The sequence below is a fragment of the Mesorhizobium sp. B2-6-2 genome, assembly GCF_006440615.1.
In the GTDB taxonomy this organism is placed as follows: Bacteria; Pseudomonadota; Alphaproteobacteria; order Rhizobiales; family Rhizobiaceae; genus Mesorhizobium.
This window is the reverse complement of record NZ_VFUG01000003.1, coordinates 338,336-358,023: the sequence shown is the minus strand read 5'-3', so window position 1 is coordinate 358,023 and position 19,688 is coordinate 338,336. Positions and strand designations below refer to the sequence as shown.

Genomic DNA, 19,688 nt, shown 5'->3' with positions numbered 1-19,688 from the left:
CTCCCTCGAAAAATTCTCGGGATGGACCAGCCCGTCCCGGGCTGTCTCGGCAACCCTGAAGCCTTCCGACACACGCTCGCCTATCATCATTCGATCGACAACCGACGGAGACAGCCATGCGCAAACCACGGGACTTCGACGCCGAACTGAAGGCGCTGGAAGACAAGGCGCGAGAGCTCAAAATGCGGAAGGTGCAGCAGCTTGGCGAACTGGTGATTGCCACTGGCGCCGATCAACTCAGCACCGACGAACTGGCCGGAGCGCTGGTCGCCACTGCCGAAACGAAAGACGCCGAAAAGCGGGAGGCGTGGGCTAAGCGTGGGTTGACGTTTTTCGACAGCAGGTCCAGGCGAACTGCTCAAGCATCTGGAAGCAACCGGCATAGCGCTTCAGCGCAACCGGGCAGCCTGCAATCGCCGGCAGGCGGCTCTGGCGCGCAATGACATGCGCACCTGGCAGGTCGAGCGTCGCAAGCGCACACGGCAGCTCATCGAACTTGGCGGTCTCGTCCTAAAGGCGGGCATCGTCGAGCTGACCAATGATGATCGCGCCGTCATCTATGGAGCGATGCTTTGGATCGCCGCCAAACTGCAGAGCCAGGAAGGTGAGCATGCGCGCGAGCTATTGGGCGCGAAGGGAAAGCAGGCGTTAAATACTGGACGGGGTGAAAAGCGGCATGGCCAGCGAACGTAGCGGGGTGCCCGGCGGGGTGCAGATCAGGGATAGCGAGCGAGTTCGGTTGAGTCGGCAGGCGAGGCTGCTTTCTAATTTGTCACGACGATATCGATCTAAGGACAGTCAGCAGCGGTCCGGAGACTGTCTGCAAGCCTACAAGCGCAAGCATGGCTTCGCTGGCGCCTCATCGGAGCGGCTCCCGGCCGGCACCGAAGAACAACCTACTGGTCGCCAGCGACCAAAAGTCCCTGGCTATCTTCTGGAGAAGCCGGGCGGCAGTGTTATGCCTTATGCTCCGCGATGACGACCTTTGAGTTGCCGATAGACGTCGGCATACGATCTCCCCATTCTTTCTGCGGTGAACAATCGGACATACCGCTCGCGCGCGGCTCGCCCCCAACTCGCCGCCTCACCCGGAGAATCAACCAGTCGGTTAAGCGCTTGGGCAAGCGCTGCCGGATCCGATGGCGGAATCACGAGACCGGTCTGGCCCACTCTATTAACAAAGCTTGTGCCCGTTCCGATTTCACAAGAAATCATCGGCTTGCCGCACATCGCCGCTTCGACCAGCGAAAGACCATAGGCCTCCGACCTTTGGTTCGACGGAAACACGAATCCGTGAGAGTTGCGCAGCAGCGCCATCTTGCGCGATTCCGTCACTTCGCCAAGAAACAGCACGTTATCGCAGCGTAGCGACGCGGCCTGTTGTTTGATTTCGCGCTCGACGGGACCAGACCCAGCGATCACGATCTTGCAGCGAGTCTTACTGGCTGCATGGACCAGGACATCAAGCCCCTTATAGTAGCGGAGAACGCCGACGAATAATACGAAGGGCACCGTGACCGCCGATCGACACCAAGCATCATCCGCCTCGCTTGCCGTTGGATAGGCGGTCTCGTCGATGCCAATGGGGATCACCTTCGATTTGGCCTTGAACGCCCTGAGAACAGGACTCGATTCAAGATAATTTGGTGATGTCGCCACGATGGCGTCGACGTCCGCCAGGAAGCGCATCATCAAGGGCCGGTAGAAGGGTAGGATGAGCCGCTGTTTGACGATGTCGGAGTGATAGGTCACGATGGCCGGCTTGCTATGGCCGGATTGGAAATGGACGATATCCATGAACGGCCATGGGAAATGGTAGTGGACCAGGTCGGCCTCTGCGGCGAGCACGCGAAACTTTCGAAAGGCTTCGCGCGAAAATCCGGTCGACGCCAGCTCGAAATCGAGCCTCGCCTTCACGGCCATATGTTCGTCAAGGCGTCGAGTGTTTTCTTCCGGCTTGCCGCTCAACGAGAGCACCTGCGTTTCGACGCCGTGCCGGGCCGTGCTCTCGGCGATGGCATGGATCGTCCGCTCTACCCCGCCGAAGGTATCCGGCCAGTAGGTCTTGAAGAAGTGCAGGACTTTCACGCGTCGGTCTTTCGTCTTTGCCGTATGGCCTCTTCGAAGATCTGCAGCATGCCCATGGCGTGATTTTCCCAAGTGAAGCGCCCGGCATTGCTGCGCGCGCCGGCGGCGATCCGATTGCGGAACTCGGCGTCCTTACAGAGCCGGCCGAATGCCGCGGCGATTCCCGCCGGGTCGTTCGGGTCGACAAGGACGGCACTGTCTCCAGCGACTTCCGGCATCGACGACGTGTTCGACGTCAGCACCGGCTTGCCGAAGGACTGAGCCTCGACGATCGGAAAGCCGAATCCCTCATAGAGCGACGGCATCGCCAGGAACAGGCAATTCGCGTAAAGCGTGGCGAGCACGCCGTCGTCGACGAAGCCGGTAAACTTGATATTCGCCTCGAGCCTACCGGCGCGCACGAGATCAGCCAGGCCCGTCTGTTTCCATCCCTTGGCGCCGACGATGACAAGATCGCAGCCGCCGCGGGCGCCGGCTGGCAGCAGACCATAGGCCCTTATCAGATTGGCGAGATTCTTCCGCGGCTCGAGCGTGCCGACAAAAAGCGCGTAGGGCTTGGTAATCCCGAGCGGCTCCAAGCTCGAAACATCGCCGGAAGCCGGCAGCGCTGCCGTGCCGGGGGCGACCGTCCGGACCGGCGATTTCAACCAGGGAAACTCGGCCGTCAACGCGCTTGCCGTGGCGGTCGAATCCGCGACGATGATGTCGGCGGCCCTCAACGCCGGCTTCATCAGGAGGCGCTCGCCCATCAACGTGCGGGTTCGCATGGTGCGCGCGGCATGCAGCCAGACGAGATCGTGGATCGTGACCACGCGTGCGATGCGACCATCGAGAACGAAAGGCAGGCGATGTGAAGGTCCCCAGAGAACTTCCACGCGGTCGCGCCGTGCCAGGCAAGGCAGCAGCGACTGCCCCCAGAGGGTTCTGGCGAGAGATCCCTTGACGCCGGCAGACCGCACGGAAACACCAGACGGAATATCGTAATGCGCGCCGATCGTACCCGGAGCGTAGACCGCCACATCGGCACCCTGCGCCGCCAGAGCGTTGATCGCGTTGTGGACGAACCGGCCGATGCCATCGGTGGCCGATGCGAGGTTTCTGCCGTCGATGGCGATTCTCACTGGGGTCTCCGGAAATGAACTGGACGACTGACTCCGGACATTCGCGTTGCGAAAGCGGCCGGCGTTGGGCGCGCAGCCTGCCCGAAGCGTGGGACTAGCCCTAACATACGCCGCGCTAATTGGGTAATGCGAAGGTGGAAAGATAGTCTCTCTTGGTGAAAACCGCTTGCACCTCAGCCTCACGATGATAGAGGCACGATTGTCCAACCTTCCCAATTCGAGAGCGGTCTTCTGCCAAAGCTGATTATCCAGATTCCCTGCTACAACGAAGCCGAAACTCTGGCGATAGCGCTGAGCGATCTGCCACGGGCCATCCCAGGCTTCGACAGCGTCGAATGGTTGGTGATAGATGACGGAAGCACGGACGAAACGGTAAGGGTCGCCCGCGAAAACGGTGTGGATCACGTCGTGAGGCACACTAGCAATCGCGGTCTTGCTTACGCCTTCATGACGGGTATCGAAGCCTGCCTGGCCCGGGGCGCGGACGTCATCGTCAACACCGATGCTGACAACCAGTATCATGCAGCCGATGTCCCGGCCCTCGTCAATCCGGTGCTGGAGGGGCGCGCGGATATGGTCATCGGCGCCCGGCCAATATCGGAAATCGAGCATTTCTCCCCGATTAAGAAGCTCCTGCAGAAGGTCGGCAGTTGGGTGGTTCGGGTCAGCAGCGGAACCGACGTACAGGATGCACCGAGCGGATTTCGCGCCATCTCGCGAGACGCCGCGCAACGGCTGATGCTGTTCAACAACTACACCTACACGCTGGAAACCATCATCCAAGCCGGCCGCAAAAACATGCGCGTGGTTTCGGTGCCAATCCGCGTCAACGGCGATTTGCGGCCGTCACGGCTAGTCAAGAGCATTCCATCCTACATAAAGCGCTCGATCTTCACCATCGTGCGCATCTTCGTCATCTACCAGCCGGCGCGCTTCTTCGGCATTGTCGCGGCGCTACTTTTCGGACTTGGCTTCCTGCTCGGCCTGCGCTTCCTGTATTTTTATCTGACCGAAGGTGTCAGCGGACACGTCCAGTCTGTCGTGTTGGCGGGGGCGCTCATGGGCATGGGCTTCCAGTCCCTTCTGGTCGCCTTTCTGGCTGACGTGATAGCCGCCAATCGCAAGCTTCTCGAAGACATTCGCTACACGCAGCGGTCGACCCAAGGCGAAGGCACCAAGACTTTCGCGCGCGATAAGGAAACGGCATAGGCGGATGAAAGTAGCCGGTGGACAAGCGGAGGACGGTATCGTCATAGGCAACACCTATGACAAATATGGCACGCGAAACCCTATCGCCCGCCGGATGGTGCAGGGCTTCGAGAGTTCTTTGTCCGGCCTCGTCTCCAAGGTCAATCCGGGCAGCATTCATGAGGTCGGATGCGGAGAAGGGTACTGGGTCATGCGCTGGCTTGGTCAGGACATCGATGCGCGCGGCAGCGATTTCTCCACCCAGGTCATCGGCATGGCACAGGAGAACGCCCGCTCACACGGTCTGGCGCCTGAGCGCTTCGCCGTCCGCAGCATTTACGACGTCGAGCCGGAGCGTGACAGCGCCGACCTGATCGTATGCTGCGAAGTGATGGAGCATCTCGAGGAGCCGCAAAAGGCGCTGCAGGCGCTGCAGCGGATCACAACCTCCGACCTTATCCTGAGCGTGCCGCGGGAACCGCTTTGGCGCGTGCTCAATCTGGCGCGCGGGAAATATGTGTCGGCCCTTGGCAACACCCCAGGCCATCTGCAGCACTGGTCGCGGCGGGGGTTTATCTCGCTTGTGTCCCGATTTTTCGACGTCGCAGAGGTGGTTTCGCCGCTCCCATGGACGATGCTGCACTGCAAGCCGAAGAAAAGGCCCTGACGATGGCGCTTGGCCCAGGCGCCAAGGTCTGGCTCAATCGCATCGGCGCCTTCCTGGGGCTGGCCGGTGTTGTCTTCGTAGGGATCAGGCTCCATGGCTACGTCGACGAGATCGACTTGCGCCGAATGGGAGCCGGCAGCTACGCCGCTATCGCGGCCCTGGCCGGCGTCTACGGAGCGTCGAACCTGCTGCTGGCCCTTGCCTGGCGGCATCTCATGCGCCACCTTGGCATTTCCATTTCATGGTCTTGGGCGACCCGGACCTATGCCATCTCGCAGCTCGCTAAATATGTCCCAGGCAATATTTTCCAGTTTGCTGGCCGACAGGCGATCGGCCTGGCGGCTGGCATCGGCAACGGTCCACTGGCCAAGTCTACTGTTTATGAACTGGCCATTCTTGTTGTTGGCGGGCTTCTCTTCTCGCCGCTTGTGTTGCCGCTGGCTATTGCCGGGTTGCCGAATTGGTTCGGCTGGTTTTCTTTCGTCGGAGCAGCGGCTATCGCGCTCTGGCTGGCCATGCACATCGGGGGAGCCAGTTTCGGCGCCGCCGCCGCCTTCTACCTCGCCTTTCTCGCGCTCTCGGGCCTGGTTTTTGCTGCGGCCAGCGATCTTGCCGGCGGTTCCAGCGGCATCCCGCCCTATCCGGCTATAGCTGGCGCTTATGTGGTTGCCTGGCTCGTGGGGCTCGTTACGCCGGGCGCCCCGGCCGGCATTGGCATCAGGGAGGCGATACTTATGGCTCTCCTTGGCGGAGTCAGCGCCGAGCCTGTTATCCTCCTGGCGGTGGTGATAGGGCGGGTGATCACCGTTCTGGGCGATTTTTTGTTTTTTGCCGGTGGGCTGACCGCCGCGCATTTCTATCGGGTGGGCAATGAACGAGGCTGACGGAACCACATTTTACAGGGTGAGTTTTGGCCTGCTAACTGTGATAGCGCTCTTTTTTGCGCTCTTCGTAAATGGCGCTCTTCCCGGCTTGATGGTGCCCACGACAGGCCAGGCGATCTGGACGCTGGGTTTCGCGCAGTCCTTTGCCAATGGTTTCTCGATCTATGCAACAAACTTTGGGTTGCCTGATCCTGCTCCGATCTCGTTCGGACTCGCCGCTGCGCTGCCAACTGCGCTCTTCTTGAAGATCGGTATTCCCTCTGCGGACGCATATTCTTTTGCATTCGCCATTTGGTTTTCGATCGCGTTTTACGGCGCATATGGGTTCGTGCGCCTTATCGGGGGCAGGCGCGGGATTTCGCTTCTTTGTGCCCTGCTGTGGCTCACCGAGCCTGTCATATGGCAGCACTCGGATTATTCCATGACGTCGCTCGGAATTGCGCTTTTGCCGGCGTATTTCTACGCGGAGTTACGATTGGTGTTTTACCGATGGAATCTGCTTTCAATCATTTTATTCTTTGCTGCTGCTTTGTCTGCTGCTTTCATGGATGGTTACAGCTTTATGATGTTTGCAACAGGAACAGCGGTACTGTTGTTGTTTTCGTTTGCGCTGCGCCCTGCGGAGCGACGTGATTTTTCGCTTAGGCGCCTTCCGATAGTGATCGGATCGTTTGCAATTTCGTATTTTCTATATGTATTATACATAGGAAAAGCAGCATTTGACGCAGAAGAATTAGATTTCTTCCGTGCATTTGGATCAAATATTGAATTCTTCCTTATTCCTACACATGGAATTCTCTGGGTCCCTGACCTTTTCGGCCTTAGCGCAGATAGGCAAGAGCTTAACTACTTCGGCGATGGATCGGTATTTAACTCATCGTTCGCAGCGGTGCTAGTCATTGCCGCGATTTACTCTTTGGTGACGAAATCATCCAACTTCAGGCTGAAAGCAGCGTTCTTGGTTGTCGCCCTCTGCGGCTTCTATATGGCGCTCGGGCCGTCATTCAAGTTGAATGTCTTGAGGCCGGATGGCGTTGGCGCCCTGATGCCCCTCCAATACGCGCCGTGGCGAACCGGAACTGAGTTCTTATCGTCGTACTTACCCGGGTTTAACAACATGCGCGCCAGCTACCGTTGGGTGGCGCTCGGTATGTTCGGGGCATGGGCGTTGCTCGCGCTACATGTAGCAAGCCGCAACGTGCAGTCGGGAACCACCATTTTAATCATATTAATTGGCATCGCCTTCAACATTCCGACGCCGGCATCCATCACGGCCAACATTGCTTCCAGACGAGCCATCTCCGGGATCAATGACTACGTTGAAAGCCTGAGACCTATCTTCCAACCAGGAGAGAAGGTTGCATTTCTACCGTTTCGCAATGACTTCTTTGCTAACTTCATGGCCAGCAAGTTGGGCGTTCAGACCTACAACATCGGCGGCGATAAAAACCTTGCTGCCGCCATGCTCAACTGGCCCGACACAATGCGTGCGTTTGACCAGGGCACGGAGGGGCCTGACTTTGGAAAAAAAATTCTGCAGCTTCTTAAGAATGGCGATGCCGACGTCGCTGCGATCCCGTATATGGATTTACTGTGGGCTGCGCATGAATGGCCACATTCACCCGAATATGTCGATGAGATGCGGCCCTATGTGGATCAACTCCAATCGTCTGGAATGGTCGACATTCTGCGAACAGAAAATTTCGCTTTTGTCCGCCTAAAATCAACGGCGGCCGTCTCACAATTGGCGCCTTAAGATGGAGGTCCCTTTCCGTAGCACAGAACAGATAGGGCGGGGCAGCCTAGCCGTGCGAACCGTGCGCGCTTATTCTGGAGGTAGCAGTTGGCACTTTCTGAAGTGATCAACGTCGGCCGGTACGACGACGAAACGTGGATGAGGCTCCACCGTGAAGTTGAATCCTATTCGATCGACAAGCATGTCTTTAAAAACACATCTGGCGAGATTTATCGGAAAGGCTGGGAGTGGACCCATTGCGTCTACGGTCTCGAACGCCTTGGTATGATCCATCCAGGGCATTGCGCTCTCGGTGTGGGGGCAGGTCGAGAGCCAGTCATCTTCTGGCTAGCCGACCGCATCAAGCAAGTTCTAGCCACCGACCTTTACGGCAATGAGACGTGGGCCACGCAGAATGGCGCCGAGGCTCCGGCCGATATCCTCAACGACGCAAGGAAATATTGCCCGAAACCGTTCGATGACAATCGTGTCCGCTTTCAAAATGCGGATGGCACAAACCTTCCTTATAATGACAGGACCTTCGATTTCTGCTGGTCGCTCTCATCGATAGAGCATTTCGGTGGCCATAACCAGTCGAGGAAGGCGGTTCAAGAAATGGCCAGGGTGACGCGGGCGGGCGGCATTGTTTGTGTTGCTACAGAATATTTGCTGTTGCCAGAGCAGACGCATCCCGAGTTTTTCAACAAGAGCGAGATTGAGCAATATCTCATATCCGCGTCACCAGACCTCAGTCTCGTTGACGGCATGGACTGGACATTGCCGCCAACTGAATATCTGATCGACCAAATATACACTGGCGGCGAAGGTGTTCACCGCCGCCGCCGGCATGTCGTTTTGAATGATGGATTTCACCAATGGACGTCGTTCATGTTGTTCTTCCGAAAGAAATCGTGAGGGGGCAAGCTTACAGCTGCAGAGGCTGCTAAGTGTTAAACCAGCTATCGTGATGGTGCTTGATGTGGAGCGCCTTGAGCATTCGCTCAAGGCGCGCAGAGAGCTGTTTTTGCTGGTGTGCTCTGCGCCAGCGTTCCGCATTGGCGGCTTTCTGTGTGGCCAATTCAGAATTTGCGGAAATCTCTGTAAGAAGACTTCCAATTCCGAGCGAAATCGATTCTGGATCCAGCCCCGGTAGCTCAAATACCGCATCACGAACGTCATCAAATATGGGAAGCGGAGTTACCGCCACCGGCCGCTTGGCTGCGATTCCATGGCGAACAGCTGCACTCGAAGATTCGCCTGTATCCTCGTACGGAAAAACAATCAGATCCGCCTCGCTCAAAAGCGTCAGACTCTCCTGATCGTCCAGAAACTCGGTCCGAAGTTCCACCTCTTGCTTCAAGCCCAGGTCGCTGATCAGTTTGAGTGCCTGGTCAATAAGCTGACGCGATTGCGGTCTGTCGTACTCGGCGTTTACCATCCGCAACCTGACATCAAGTCCGCCCTTTCGGAGTAGACCAACGGATCGGATGAGCGAAAGAAGGCCCTTATGGGGTAAGAAGAATCCATATGAGGCGAGAAGATAGGGCCCTTTCGAGCCTCGGCGGGGCGCTTGCCGAGGCGCTATTGGGCTCTCAATCAGTCCATGCGGAAACAAGGTGACATTGTCGACCAATCCGAGGCGCTTCAGTCGATTCATATCAGCCACGGAATGAACCAGAATCCTATGGCAGCATGAAAGAGCCCTAGCAATGCGTTTAAGATTCCTGTCCGGCAAAGACGGGGGGTCCTGGGTCGAGTGAAGAGTCAAGACAACGACCAGTCCTCGTCTTATTTGGTCCTCAATAAATTCTCCGAGTTCCTGGAAATCAAAGAAACTATAATTGAATTGAATAACCAAGACATCTATCGTACTCTTGCGAATAGCGTCGGCAACGCCGTGTAAATTTCCACCTTGCAGCCAGCAACTTTGTACTCGCTCGTCTCGAAAAGATGCGGGCGTTTCATCTGTGCAGAAAATAACCGGGGCTCTCGAAAACTCGGCCAGAAGGTGCTCTGAATATCCCGCAATTCCGCAGGTTGTTTTCCACGTTGACATCCAGCCGACAGTTGGGTCGCCGTCGATTTCAATTGAGGGTCGCTGTGCGGCTTCCACGAGTCGCTGAGCGACCCTTATCCATCGAAATTCGCGAAGGAGCTTTTGTCGACCGAGTGCGGCACGCCGCTTCAATTCCTGTTTTGGAAGTTCGAAAGCCTCACGCATCGTATCCGCCAAATGTCCGACATCGGCGGCGGCCCAGACGGAATCGCTTAAGCCGAAATGTGTTCGTGCCAGCTCGAATTGATAATCTACCAGCCATGTTGTCTCCGGCTCGCAAAAATCAAGCTGTCCGCCCCAGCCTGTTGTGATGACCGGGAGCCCCGATACCATTGCCTCCGCCAGTGGGAGTCCAAACCCTTCAGCACGACTTGGAGCGACGAGGACATTGCAACTTTCATAAAGCGCTTTTAGGCGCGAATTATCAAAATCCTCCATGATTATCTGTACCCTCGGAAAGTCGTCGCGACTGCCGACAGCCTCTTTGACCCAACGCTCGATCTCGTTATGGGGATTCGGGAACGTCTTAATGATTAGAATAACATCGTCCCGAGACGAAAAGGTCTTTCCAAAAGCCTCCAACAACAAGTCCGCGCCTTTTCGGGGAAAACAAGACGACACGTGCAGAAATTTGAACGAGGCAGGCGGCGACCGAAACGTCGAGTCGGCCATTAGACGATCCCAATGGTCGATTCCGCACCCTGAAACCGATAGCGGAACCGTGACGCCGTGATCGATAAGAATCTTCTCCACATGTGGCGATAAGCAGGTCATTGCCTGTAAATGCCTATTGAACTCTTGCACCCATTCCAGAGGGAAGCCGGATTCTTCCCACGCGTAGTGATGGAGCATGTTGATCGGACTCGTCATGTCCTGCACGCGCGGAGGATAGAGAATGCGACTGGTTACATCGACATTTTGCTGCGTGAGTTCCTCAGATCGAATCCACATCCTATCGAGGTCAGCATTCTGCATCAGATAGTCAGAATTTGGTAGAAAGTCGCCTGGCCCCTCTGTAGAGAACAATGCAACGTCGTGGCCTAATTCCGACAGTGCGCGCGCTGTTTCCCTATTGAGCAATGCCAAACTATAGCTGCTGTCGAATGGTCCTTCGACCCTCCACCTCAGCTTCTTTGACGAACTAAGAGATGTTTCATGCCTCTTTGTATTCCTGAAGGTGACCTCTATAGCTTCGGCTGTGCACAGAAGATCTTCATCTGTCGCTCCGCCGGCTGAAGCAAGAGAGTCGATCAAGGCCCGGTAACCGCCGTTCGCTTCGCGCTTAACAATGGCACTATTCGATTGGCTCAAAACGCTCTCGAATGCTCGGATCGCCTTGCCCGCGGACTGATCCCAGGAAAATAAACGCGCACGGTCCAATCCTCGCCGTGACAACTCCGCTCGAAACTCATCGTCGGTAAGGGCTGTCAACATCTTCTCGGAAATAGCGCGCTCGTCCATTGGGTCGAAAAGTGCCTTATCCCAGCCCACCACTTCCGGAATGCTTGTTGTCCCCGCTGCAATCGTCGGAGCTCCGCATTTCATCGCTTCCAACGCCGGGAGGCCGAAGCCTTCATGCCAGGATGGAAAGACAAAAAGGCGACAAATATTATAGAGTTCCACTAAATCTGGATCACTTACATAACCGAAAAGTCGAAAATCCTGATCGGTCAGGCCCAGAGAGTAAGCCTTTGCCTTGATTTCCATCGCAGAGAAATCCGCTATCTTTCCAACAATTCCTAAAATATGCTGTTCTCGGATATGGGGCGGAAGGCCAGCAAATGCGCCAAAAAGCCGATCGATATTCTTACGGAAATCGACGCCTCCGGTATACATTATCAATTCTTTGTTAAGATGGAATTTTTTCGCAGCAGAAACTTTGTCAAATGGAACGATATGTCTGAATTCGTCTGACGTAGATCCAGAGATATTAAATACCTTTTCCTTATTTAAGGAGAGAAGCGATATAGCTTCGTCTGCGGCATATTGAGATATTGCAAGGCATATCTCTGACCTTTTGAGGTGCTCTATTTTATCTAGATAAAATTTCTCTGAAGCCATGCCTCGGGGGAGATACATGTCTCTATAAATATAGGGTATCAAATCATACAGAGTTGTGGCTATCAGAGATGAACTGGGGAGCTGGCCTATGCTCGAGGCAGAGTGATCGCTGAATCCCTCGAACAGACTACTTATATGGACAACATCTGCGTGGAGGGACTCGGTGAAGGCCTCGAATATCTTCTCGCTGGCTGACTTTCGCCAACCGACATCATATCCATCGCCTACACGGCGATCAGGGCCATTCCAGATATGGAACGAGTGATGTGGTGCGACATTGCTCAGAGAATTAAATATTGCATCAACGGCATCCGGCATATTTCCATTTAATACAAAGCATATCTCATGGTGCCCTCGGTTTCTATAAATAGCTTCAGCAAGGGAGATTGTGTACCGACCGATACCGCGAAACCTACTTTCGGTTTGCGCCCCTTGAAGGTCAAGAGCAATCCGCATTAAAGTTCTCTTTTTCTGGCGCTATTTTTCATATCGAGTAAAATCCTGCTCACCTCTGATGAGGTCGTAATTGGCGGATCAATGTGCCCCTCTCTTTCTATCGAGTGAGGGTTTGACCTTCGGAAATTCGAACTTTCTTGATAATTATTGCGCAATCCAGCATCTGGCGGAAACTTAGCGATCGTAAAGTCACGAAGCTTATTAAAAATAAATGGGTAACGCCTGAGACGGTTAGATATGAATTCTTTAAGCCATGGCCTAAGTAAAACATAGCGAATCGAGAAGATGGTGGCTGCGTCTCTTTTCCGCTTTATGCCGTTTCGTAAATCGAAAATTGCAACGACGCGCTTTAAAAGCCTTCCAGTTCGCCGATATGGACCCATCAACTTCCACGATCTGCTCCTGTGAAGCTCCTCAATTCGCCCTTGTAGCTCTGTCGATTTCAGCCACCACTCGTGAGTTCGGGATTTTTCGATGGATAGAGCATGCCTTAAATTTGCCATGTCATCGGCCTTGTTCAAAGCGCCAGAATTGAGACGGGCGATTTCTACATCCCGCTCTTCAATGGCAGCTTGTTTGTCAGCAAATTGCCTCTGGGTCGCGATGTCTGTCTCCGCAATATGCTGTTGGAGGCGGTTGATTTCCGCATCGCGTTTAGCGACAGCTCTGTCTTTGACGACATCTGCCAGTTGGCCGCCGAGAGAAGCCACCGTTTCCGTGAGCGCGCTATTTCCAGCCCTCAGCAGTTCCAACTGAGCTGAGAGATTGTCGTTTAATTGCTGGAGCTGTTGCGCAGTGGAGGACACTGTTCCCTTGACCTCCTTCGATATTTTGGCGATCTCGTCATCCGTAGAATGGAGCCAACTTTTTATTTTTAACATGTCCGCCGGCACCTGCTGCGAGGTGGTTTGCACGAATGTAGCGAGCGATTTCGGGCCATCAACAGCTTCCGCCTGACGCTTTCTTGCCAGACACGCGTAGTCGCGCGCTACCTCGAACATCAAATGAATGCTGCGCTCTATTGGTCCGGCTTGGATCATAGGTTCGCCATTCAGCCGCAAGATCGCGGTTTCCGGGAATCCTGCTTGCTCGACTAGGAATTCAAGAAGGCTCGGCGGCAGAGGGCTTTTGTGTGTCGGGTCGAGATAGAAGGTGTGCGTGCCGACCGAAATATTCTCTGGATTGGGTGTTTCCAGAATAAGCAGGCCATCATCGGCCATCACTCTGTGACACTCGTTGAGCAGATTGATCAAATAGTCGGTCGATACATGCTCGACCATATGGAAGGCCGAAACGAGAGCTGCGCTGTCATCCGGCAAACCCTTCAAGTATTCAATCGCATCCTGTCGTTCGATCTTCAGTCCGCGCTCGATGGCTTCCTGCGCCATGCCGTCGTTGACATCCACACCTACTGCATCCAGCCCGGCTTCGGCCAATACCTCAAGCCACTCGCCGCGTCCGCAGCCTAGGTCGACCGCAAGGGTCTGTCCTTCGGCCGGTCGCGGCACCTGCGCTAATAAGGGCTGGTAAATCTTGAGCCGCTCCTTGATAAGCTCCCTCGATCCGCGAAAGCGATCCTCGAAGGCCTTGTACAGATCGTCGAAACTCTTTTTCATCGGACGATCTCGAACGCGTGTTCAAGGCGGCTTGTCCCGACGAAGAAGGGACGGTCGGAATTGACGACGTCGAAAACCTCGACGTTTTCTATCCAGTCGAAATTGCTGTCGATGTGGACGTCTCCTGTGTGCAGCGCGATCGACAGGCCGTATGAGCCTTGGCCCAGGGCGCAGGTAAGGCGCAGGCGGCACTCGATGTCGTCTCCCGCGGCGATATTGGAAAGCACCTGACCTGTGTGCCAGGTATTTGTCCCCCAAACGGTATGGCCGGTACGGTCCTTGAGCATGAAACCAACAACAAGTTCCGGAATATCTTGCTTCGCGACGATTCTCGCCCGGACCGTCATGGACCGCCCCGAAATCGCAGTCTTTATCGGGGCTCCGCTTTCGCTGTCGGTCAGCGCCACGGATTCGACGGCCGCCGCCTTGTTCCCGCTGCGACTATAGAGCCATTCGTCCCTTTCGCGCCGCTGCTCGATGGTCAGCTTGTCGTTTTCCTTGGCCGCTATCAGCGCGTTGTAATAATCGACCACCTCGTCTGGTGGCCCGTCCCTCAGCACATGGCCCTTGTCGAGCAGGATCACCCTGTCGCACAATGATCTCACATCGCCCATGCTGTGGGTGACGAGGATAATCGACGTGCCCGCGGCCTTGAAGCTGCGTATCCGGTCGAAACTCTTGTGCTGGAAATAGCTGTCGCCGACCGAGAGCACCTCATCGACGATCAGCACCTCCGGACGTTCGGCGGTGGCAAGCGCAAAGGCCAGCCTCGCCTGCATGCCGCTGGAATAGGTCCGCAGCGGCTGGTCAAAGAACTCGCCGATCTCGGCGAAGTCCTCGATGTGGGGCATAAGCTCTGCCAGGCGGGATTGCGAAAGTCCCATCAGACCGCCGGCATGAAAGGCGTTCTGGCGCCCAGTAAACTCCGGATTGAAACCTAGCCCGAGCTCGAGGATGGCGCTGATGCGGCCTGCCACCTGCGCGGTGCCTTTGGTCGGCCGGACGGTGCCGGTGATCATCTTCAAAAGCGTGCTCTTGCCTGCACCGTTCTGGCCGATCAGGCCAAGTGCCTCTCCCGCCGTCACGGAAAAGGAGACTCCCCTTACCGGCCAGAATTCCTCCATCGGCTTCACCGGTGCGCCAAACCAACCGGCAAACCTTTCGAGGCTGCTTGCGTAGTTCGCATAGCATTTCGACAGGTGGCTAACGGAAAGCACGGTCATGTCTACAGCACGTCGATCAGTTCGGGGCTCGCGCGCCGGAAAAAGACAATCGCGAACGCCATGCTCACCATTCCCAACGCCGCGGGCATGACCAGGCTTTCCGCACTCGGCCAGCGGTCGAACAGCAATGCGTCCTGATATAGTGCCGCTAGCGGCGCGAGTGGATTCAGGTTGAGCAGGAAAGCGTATTGTTCCGGCAGCACATTCGCCGGGTAGACAATCGGCGTCAGCCAGTACCAGAGCTGCAGCACGATTAACATGACCTGAGCAACGTCGCGGACGAACACATTGACGACACCGAGGATGACGCCAAGGCCGAATCCGATTGCCGCGATCAGAACAATCCCGATCGGCAGCAGGATCAATGCGCGACCCGGCATATGTCCCAGGAAAATAAAGATGACGAAGATGGCAACCAGCAGCAGCAGGTGATTGATCAGCGCCGTGCCTCCCACGATGATCGGTAGGCACAGTCGCGGAAATGCGATCTTCTTCATCACCGGGGCCTGTTCGATAAAGACGGTCATGCTGCGCGTCAGTATCTCATTGAACAAGGACCAGGCGGCCATGCCGGACAGAAGGTAGATCGGATACGCCGCCGGGCTGTCCGTATCGGGAAGTCGTGCCTTGAGAACCTCCGAGAGAACGATCGAGAAGATGAGCGCCTGCGCCAGCGGATGGAGAAGGAACCAAAGGCCACCCAGGCGCGAGCGCACGAAACGCCCTTTCAGATCGCCCCTGATCGAGGAAATGATGAAATGGCGATATTGCCACAGGCTTCGGAACATAGGTTTGACCTTTTGCGCGCCGTCGTCAGCGGAGGCTACGCCAATACCCCAAAACGTCGGCCAATGTTTGCTCAAACGGCACCATAGGCGTCCAGTTTAGCCTTTCGCGTGCCTTTGAAGCATCACCGCAGGCGACGGGGATCTCGTTCGGCCGAAGTTTTTCCGGGTCTTCGCGCACTTCGATGCCGGTGCCCGACTGTGCGATAAGCGCGCCCAGGATATCCCGGATTCTGCGAGGTCGTCCCGACGCGATGTTGTAGATGCAGTCGGGCCCGGTCTCAAAGTCCTGGGCCGCGACAATCGAATAGGCGCGCACGACATCACGAACGTCGAGGAAATCGCGCTCGGCTTCGAGATTTCCGACATGAATGAAAGGCTCGCGCTTGCCCAACATGATTTCGGCGACCTGGCGCGCGAAATCGGAGACTACATAGGTGTCCGACTGGCCAGGTCCGGTGTGATTGAATGGGCGAAGGCGAATGGCGCGGAGGCCGTCATAGGACATCTGGCCGATCATCAGGTCTGCGGCCGCCTTGGTGGCGCCGTAGACGTTAACCGGCCGGAGCGGTGCGTTTTCCGTGAGAGGACCAGTCGCCCCCTGGAAAGAAGCTCCATAGGCTTCGGAGCTGCCCACATAAACGAACCTGGCCTCCGGGGCATGGCGCATAACGGATTCGGCCAGATTCATCGTTCCCGTGACGTTGACATCCCAGGCATGCCGTGGAGCGTTACGTGCATCCGAGGGCGCGGCGACCGCCGCCAAATGGACCAGCGCGGCAGGCTGGATTTCGCGGACGGCGCCGTCGACCGCATCCCGGTCCCGCAGGTCGATCGGGTTTCGCTGCCCTTCGCCATGGCCAAACGCGAACACCTTGCAGCCGGCGTGCTCCCGCTCCAGCAATCGCAACAGTGCCGTCCCGACAAACCCGCTGGCTCCGGTTACAAGAATGCGATGCGTCAACGTACCGACCATGGTGGCGAAAAAATCTTTGCGATCACTCAGCGTCTCGGCGGATTGGTATGGCGTTCCAGATCCGCATCCACCATCTCGCAGATCATTTCTTCCAACGAGATTGTGGCTTCCCAGCCCAGCTTCGTTTTTGCCTTGGCGGGGTTGCCGAGCAACACTTCGACTTCCGCTGGCCTGAACAGGTCGGCATCGATCACAAGGTGGTCATCCATCTTCAGGCCCACGTGTTCAAACGCGATCCGGCACATGTCGCGCACGGTCGTCGTCCTGCCGGTGGCAACGACATAATCGTCGGGTTTGTCCTGCTGCAGCATCATCCACATGGCGCGGACATAGTCCTTCGAATGGCCCCAGTCGCGCTTGGCGTCGATATTGCCGAGCCGCAATTCCTTGGCCATTCCTTTCTTGATCCGCGCCACCGCGTCCGTCACCTTGCGGGTCACGAACTCTATGCCACGCAGCGGCGATTCGTGATTGAACAGGATGCCGCTCGATGCGTGGATGCCGAAGCTTTCACGATAATTGACGGTGATCCAGTGGCCATAGAGCTTGGCGACCGCATAAGGGGAGCGTGGATAGAAGGGCGTGGCCTCCGACTGCATCGGCTCCTGGATAAGACCGTACATCTCCGACGACGAAGCTTGGTAGAAACGCGCTTCGGGAATTTCGAGGCGTAGCGCTTCGAGCACATTGGTAACGCCCATGCCGGTGACGTTGCCCGTCAGGATCGGCTGCTGCCAGGACGACTTGACGAAGGATTGAGCGGCAAGGTTGTAGACTTCGTCCGGCCTTACGTCGCGCATGGTTCGCGCCAGACCGGACAGATCCGTCAGGTTCCCGTCGACGATTCTGACGTCCTTCTCGATGCCGAGCCATTTCAGCCGCGTCGTGTTGACGTCGGCCGTGCTCGAGCGTCGTGCAAGTCCGTGGACCTCGTAACCCTTATCAAGCAAAAGCTCCGCCAGATAGGCGCCGTCTTGCCCGGTAATGCCGGTTATCAATGCTGTCTTTGTCATCAATGCTCTCGATACTATTGTTCCGCTCCCGGCTCAGCGAGCCGACGAACCGTCAGGCCCGGCCATAAACATCATCGAACCGCACGATGTCGTCTTCGCCGAGATACTCCCCGCTTTGCACCTCGATCATGACGAGCGGAAGGATGCCTGGGTTTTCCAGGCGATGTTTGTGGCCGCACGGGATGTAGGTGGACTGGTTGATCGTGAGCAGGATTTCGCTCTCGCCGTTGACGACCTTGGCAGTGCCGCTCACCACCACCCAGTGCTCGGAGCGGTGGTGATGCGCCTGTAGGCTCAGCCGGGCATTTGGCTTCACTTCAATCCGCTTGATCTTGAAGCGGTGTCCTTCCTCCAGCACGGTATAGGTGCCCCATGGGCGATGCACCGTGCGATGCAGTGTCGCCGTCTCGTGCCCCGCCCCCTTGAGACGGTTATAGAGGTCCTTCACCTCCTGCGCCTTATCCTTGTGCGCGACCAGCAATGCGTCCGGCGTGTCCACGATCAAAAGATCCGAGACGCCGACAAGACCGACCAGCCGGTCTTCGCTGTGCACGTAGCAGTTCGCCGTATCGTGCAGGATTGCCTCGCCAGTGGCGCGGTTGCCCTTGTCGTCGGCCGGAATAAGCTCCGACAGCACAGACCATGAGCCGATGTCGGACCAATCAAAACCGCAGGGCACGAAACCCACATTGCTTGCCTTCTCCATCACCGCATAGTCGATGGAAACAGCAGGAACAGCCGCGAAGCTATCCCTGTCTACCTCAACGGCAAGTCGATCCTTCGCCTCGCTGGTCCTGCCTCTTTCAAGCGCGGTCCGAGCGCTGGACAAAACCTCCGGACAAAGATCTTGCATGGCTGCGATCATCGAACCGGCCGTAAAGCAGAACATTCCCGAGTTCCAATAAAAGCGGCCGCTGGCGATGAATTGGACGGCTGCGGCCGCATTCGGTTTTTCGACGAAGCGAAGGACCGTGTCGCCCTCGGCCTCGACGTAGCCAAAGCCTGTCTCAGGGCGGTCAGGCTTCACTCCGAACGTGACGATTCGACCTGAAGCCGCAAGCGACGCCGCCTTGGCCACGCTAGCACCAAAGCCGACCTGGTCCAATATAAGATGGTCTGCTGGAAGCACGAGGAGAATGGTGTCAGGGTTCTGTCGCGCGATATGCAATGCCGCGAGCGCAACCGCTGCTGCGGTATCGCGGCCGAACGGCTCTAACAGGAATGTATTCTTCACGCCTGGAGCTTCCACTTCCAAATATTCATCGGCCGTGAGAAACAGCAGGTCGCGGTTAGTGACCGTCACAACATGCTCGACCTCTTCGATTTCAACGGCGCGGGCGTAAGTTTTGCGGATAAGCGTTCCCCCCTGCGGAAGAGGGATAAAGGGCTTCGGATGGAAAGCACGTGAAAGCGGCCAAAGCCGAGAACCGACACCTCCACTGATGATAACAGGTACAATATTTGTCAAACTTCAATTTCCCAAGAGATTTGCGCTCGGCCGACTGAAAGAGCCAAGCAGTTCTTCTGCAAAAGTTTCGGCATTTTCCTCTGCATAGCAGCGCAGCACCGACGCCTCAAAGCACCCAAGAAAATGCACAACTTCTCCTTGTGCGCGGTGACACGTCTACCATCGTGTTTGTCAATGCTCGCAACGCCACCGAGAGGCACGAAGATCTTACCAACTTGCCGAGATCTAGCGCACCATCTTCGTTCAGCCGCCCTCCAACCCGAATGCCGGCGGCCCTTGATACTCTCTGCCGGGACCGAGCAATCCACTGATACCAAACTCCAAAATCACCGGCCGCTACCCTCTCCGAAA

Annotated in this window: 16 protein-coding genes; 7 read left to right on the top strand and 9 right to left on the bottom strand. The window is 56.5% G+C overall.

Annotation, left to right across the window (positions count from 1 at the left end):
- The first annotated feature begins 116 nt into the window (after positions 1–116).
- Positions 117–443 (top strand): conjugal transfer protein TraD, encoded by a 327-nt coding sequence (locus FJ419_RS09780; protein ID WP_140690353.1) that lies wholly within the window; start codon positions 117–119, stop codon positions 441–443.
- Position 444: 1 nt separating this feature from the next.
- Entirely contained in the window at positions 445–693 is a 249-nt protein-coding gene (locus FJ419_RS09775; RefSeq protein WP_140690350.1) for a conjugal transfer protein TraD, read from the top strand.
- A 270-nt stretch (positions 694–963) separates the two neighbouring features.
- Here FJ419_RS09775 and FJ419_RS09770 read toward each other — a convergent pair whose 3' ends face one another.
- Together FJ419_RS09770 and FJ419_RS09765 are read right to left on the bottom strand one after the other, a co-directional pair.
- Complete coding sequence (locus FJ419_RS09770; protein WP_140690346.1) at positions 964–2,088, bottom strand: glycosyltransferase; 1,125 nt, start codon at positions 2,086–2,088, stop codon at positions 964–966.
- Positions 2,085–3,614 (bottom strand): glycosyltransferase family 1 protein, encoded by a 1,530-nt coding sequence (locus FJ419_RS09765; protein ID WP_246679163.1) that lies wholly within the window; start codon positions 3,612–3,614, stop codon positions 2,085–2,087. The genes FJ419_RS09770 and FJ419_RS09765 overlap by 4 nt, the downstream gene beginning before the upstream one ends.
- On the opposite strand from FJ419_RS09765, the gene FJ419_RS09760 reads away from it, so the two are divergent.
- From FJ419_RS09760 to FJ419_RS09740, 5 genes are all read left to right on the top strand, one after another.
- Positions 3,495–4,418, top strand: coding sequence for a glycosyltransferase family 2 protein (locus FJ419_RS09760; protein ID WP_246679172.1), 924 nt, complete (start codon positions 3,495–3,497; stop codon positions 4,416–4,418). The two genes, FJ419_RS09765 and FJ419_RS09760, sit on opposite strands and share 120 nt — an antisense overlap.
- Before the next feature lie 4 nt (positions 4,419–4,422).
- Positions 4,423–5,064, top strand: a complete 642-nt coding sequence (locus FJ419_RS09755; RefSeq protein WP_140690338.1) for a class I SAM-dependent methyltransferase — start codon at positions 4,423–4,425, stop codon at positions 5,062–5,064.
- Positions 5,025–5,948 carry a hypothetical protein gene (locus tag FJ419_RS09750; RefSeq protein ID WP_246679162.1) on the top strand — a complete coding sequence of 308 codons (924 nt, stop codon included), beginning with the start codon at positions 5,025–5,027 and terminating at the stop codon, positions 5,946–5,948. Before FJ419_RS09755 ends, FJ419_RS09750 begins: the two co-directional genes overlap by 40 nt.
- Positions 5,935–7,704: a hypothetical protein gene (locus tag FJ419_RS09745; protein WP_140690334.1), complete on the top strand. Its 1,770-nt coding sequence runs from the start codon at positions 5,935–5,937 to the stop codon at positions 7,702–7,704. The genes FJ419_RS09750 and FJ419_RS09745 overlap by 14 nt, the downstream gene beginning before the upstream one ends.
- A gap of 87 nt (positions 7,705–7,791) precedes the next feature.
- Positions 7,792–8,598, top strand: a complete 807-nt coding sequence (locus FJ419_RS09740) for a class I SAM-dependent methyltransferase (protein WP_210241656.1) — start codon at positions 7,792–7,794, stop codon at positions 8,596–8,598.
- Positions 8,599–8,626: 28 nt separating this feature from the next.
- Here the strand turns inward: FJ419_RS09740 and FJ419_RS09735 are convergent, their stop codons facing one another.
- Genes FJ419_RS09735 through FJ419_RS09705 form a run of 7 tightly spaced genes read right to left on the bottom strand, consistent with a single transcriptional unit; the run spans position 8,627 to position 19,337 of the window.
- Positions 8,627–12,256 (bottom strand): glycosyltransferase, encoded by a 3,630-nt coding sequence (locus FJ419_RS09735; protein WP_140690331.1) that lies wholly within the window; start codon positions 12,254–12,256, stop codon positions 8,627–8,629.
- Positions 12,256–13,872, bottom strand: a complete 1,617-nt coding sequence (locus FJ419_RS09730; RefSeq protein WP_140690328.1) for a methyltransferase domain-containing protein — start codon at positions 13,870–13,872, stop codon at positions 12,256–12,258. Before FJ419_RS09730 ends, FJ419_RS09735 begins: the two co-directional genes overlap by 1 nt.
- Positions 13,869–15,095 carry an ABC transporter ATP-binding protein gene (locus FJ419_RS09725; RefSeq protein ID WP_140690325.1) on the bottom strand — a complete coding sequence of 409 codons (1,227 nt, stop codon included), beginning with the start codon at positions 15,093–15,095 and terminating at the stop codon, positions 13,869–13,871. The genes FJ419_RS09730 and FJ419_RS09725 overlap by 4 nt, the downstream gene beginning before the upstream one ends.
- A 2-nt stretch (positions 15,096–15,097) precedes the next feature.
- The gene (locus FJ419_RS09720; protein WP_140690321.1) at positions 15,098–15,883 is read right to left on the bottom strand and encodes an ABC transporter permease; all 786 of its coding nucleotides are present in this window, start codon (positions 15,881–15,883) and stop codon (positions 15,098–15,100) included.
- A 25-nt stretch (positions 15,884–15,908) separates the two neighbouring features.
- The gene (locus tag FJ419_RS09715) at positions 15,909–16,856 is read right to left on the bottom strand and encodes a GDP-mannose 4,6-dehydratase (protein ID WP_140690318.1); all 948 of its coding nucleotides are present in this window, start codon (positions 16,854–16,856) and stop codon (positions 15,909–15,911) included.
- 26 nt (positions 16,857–16,882) lie between these two features.
- Entirely contained in the window at positions 16,883–17,869 is a 987-nt protein-coding gene (gmd, locus tag FJ419_RS09710) for a GDP-mannose 4,6-dehydratase (protein ID WP_140690314.1), read from the bottom strand.
- 52 nt (positions 17,870–17,921) lie between these two features.
- Complete coding sequence (locus FJ419_RS09705) at positions 17,922–19,337, bottom strand: mannose-1-phosphate guanylyltransferase/mannose-6-phosphate isomerase (protein WP_210241655.1); 1,416 nt, start codon at positions 19,335–19,337, stop codon at positions 17,922–17,924.
- Between the last annotated feature and the right edge of the window lie 351 nt (positions 19,338–19,688).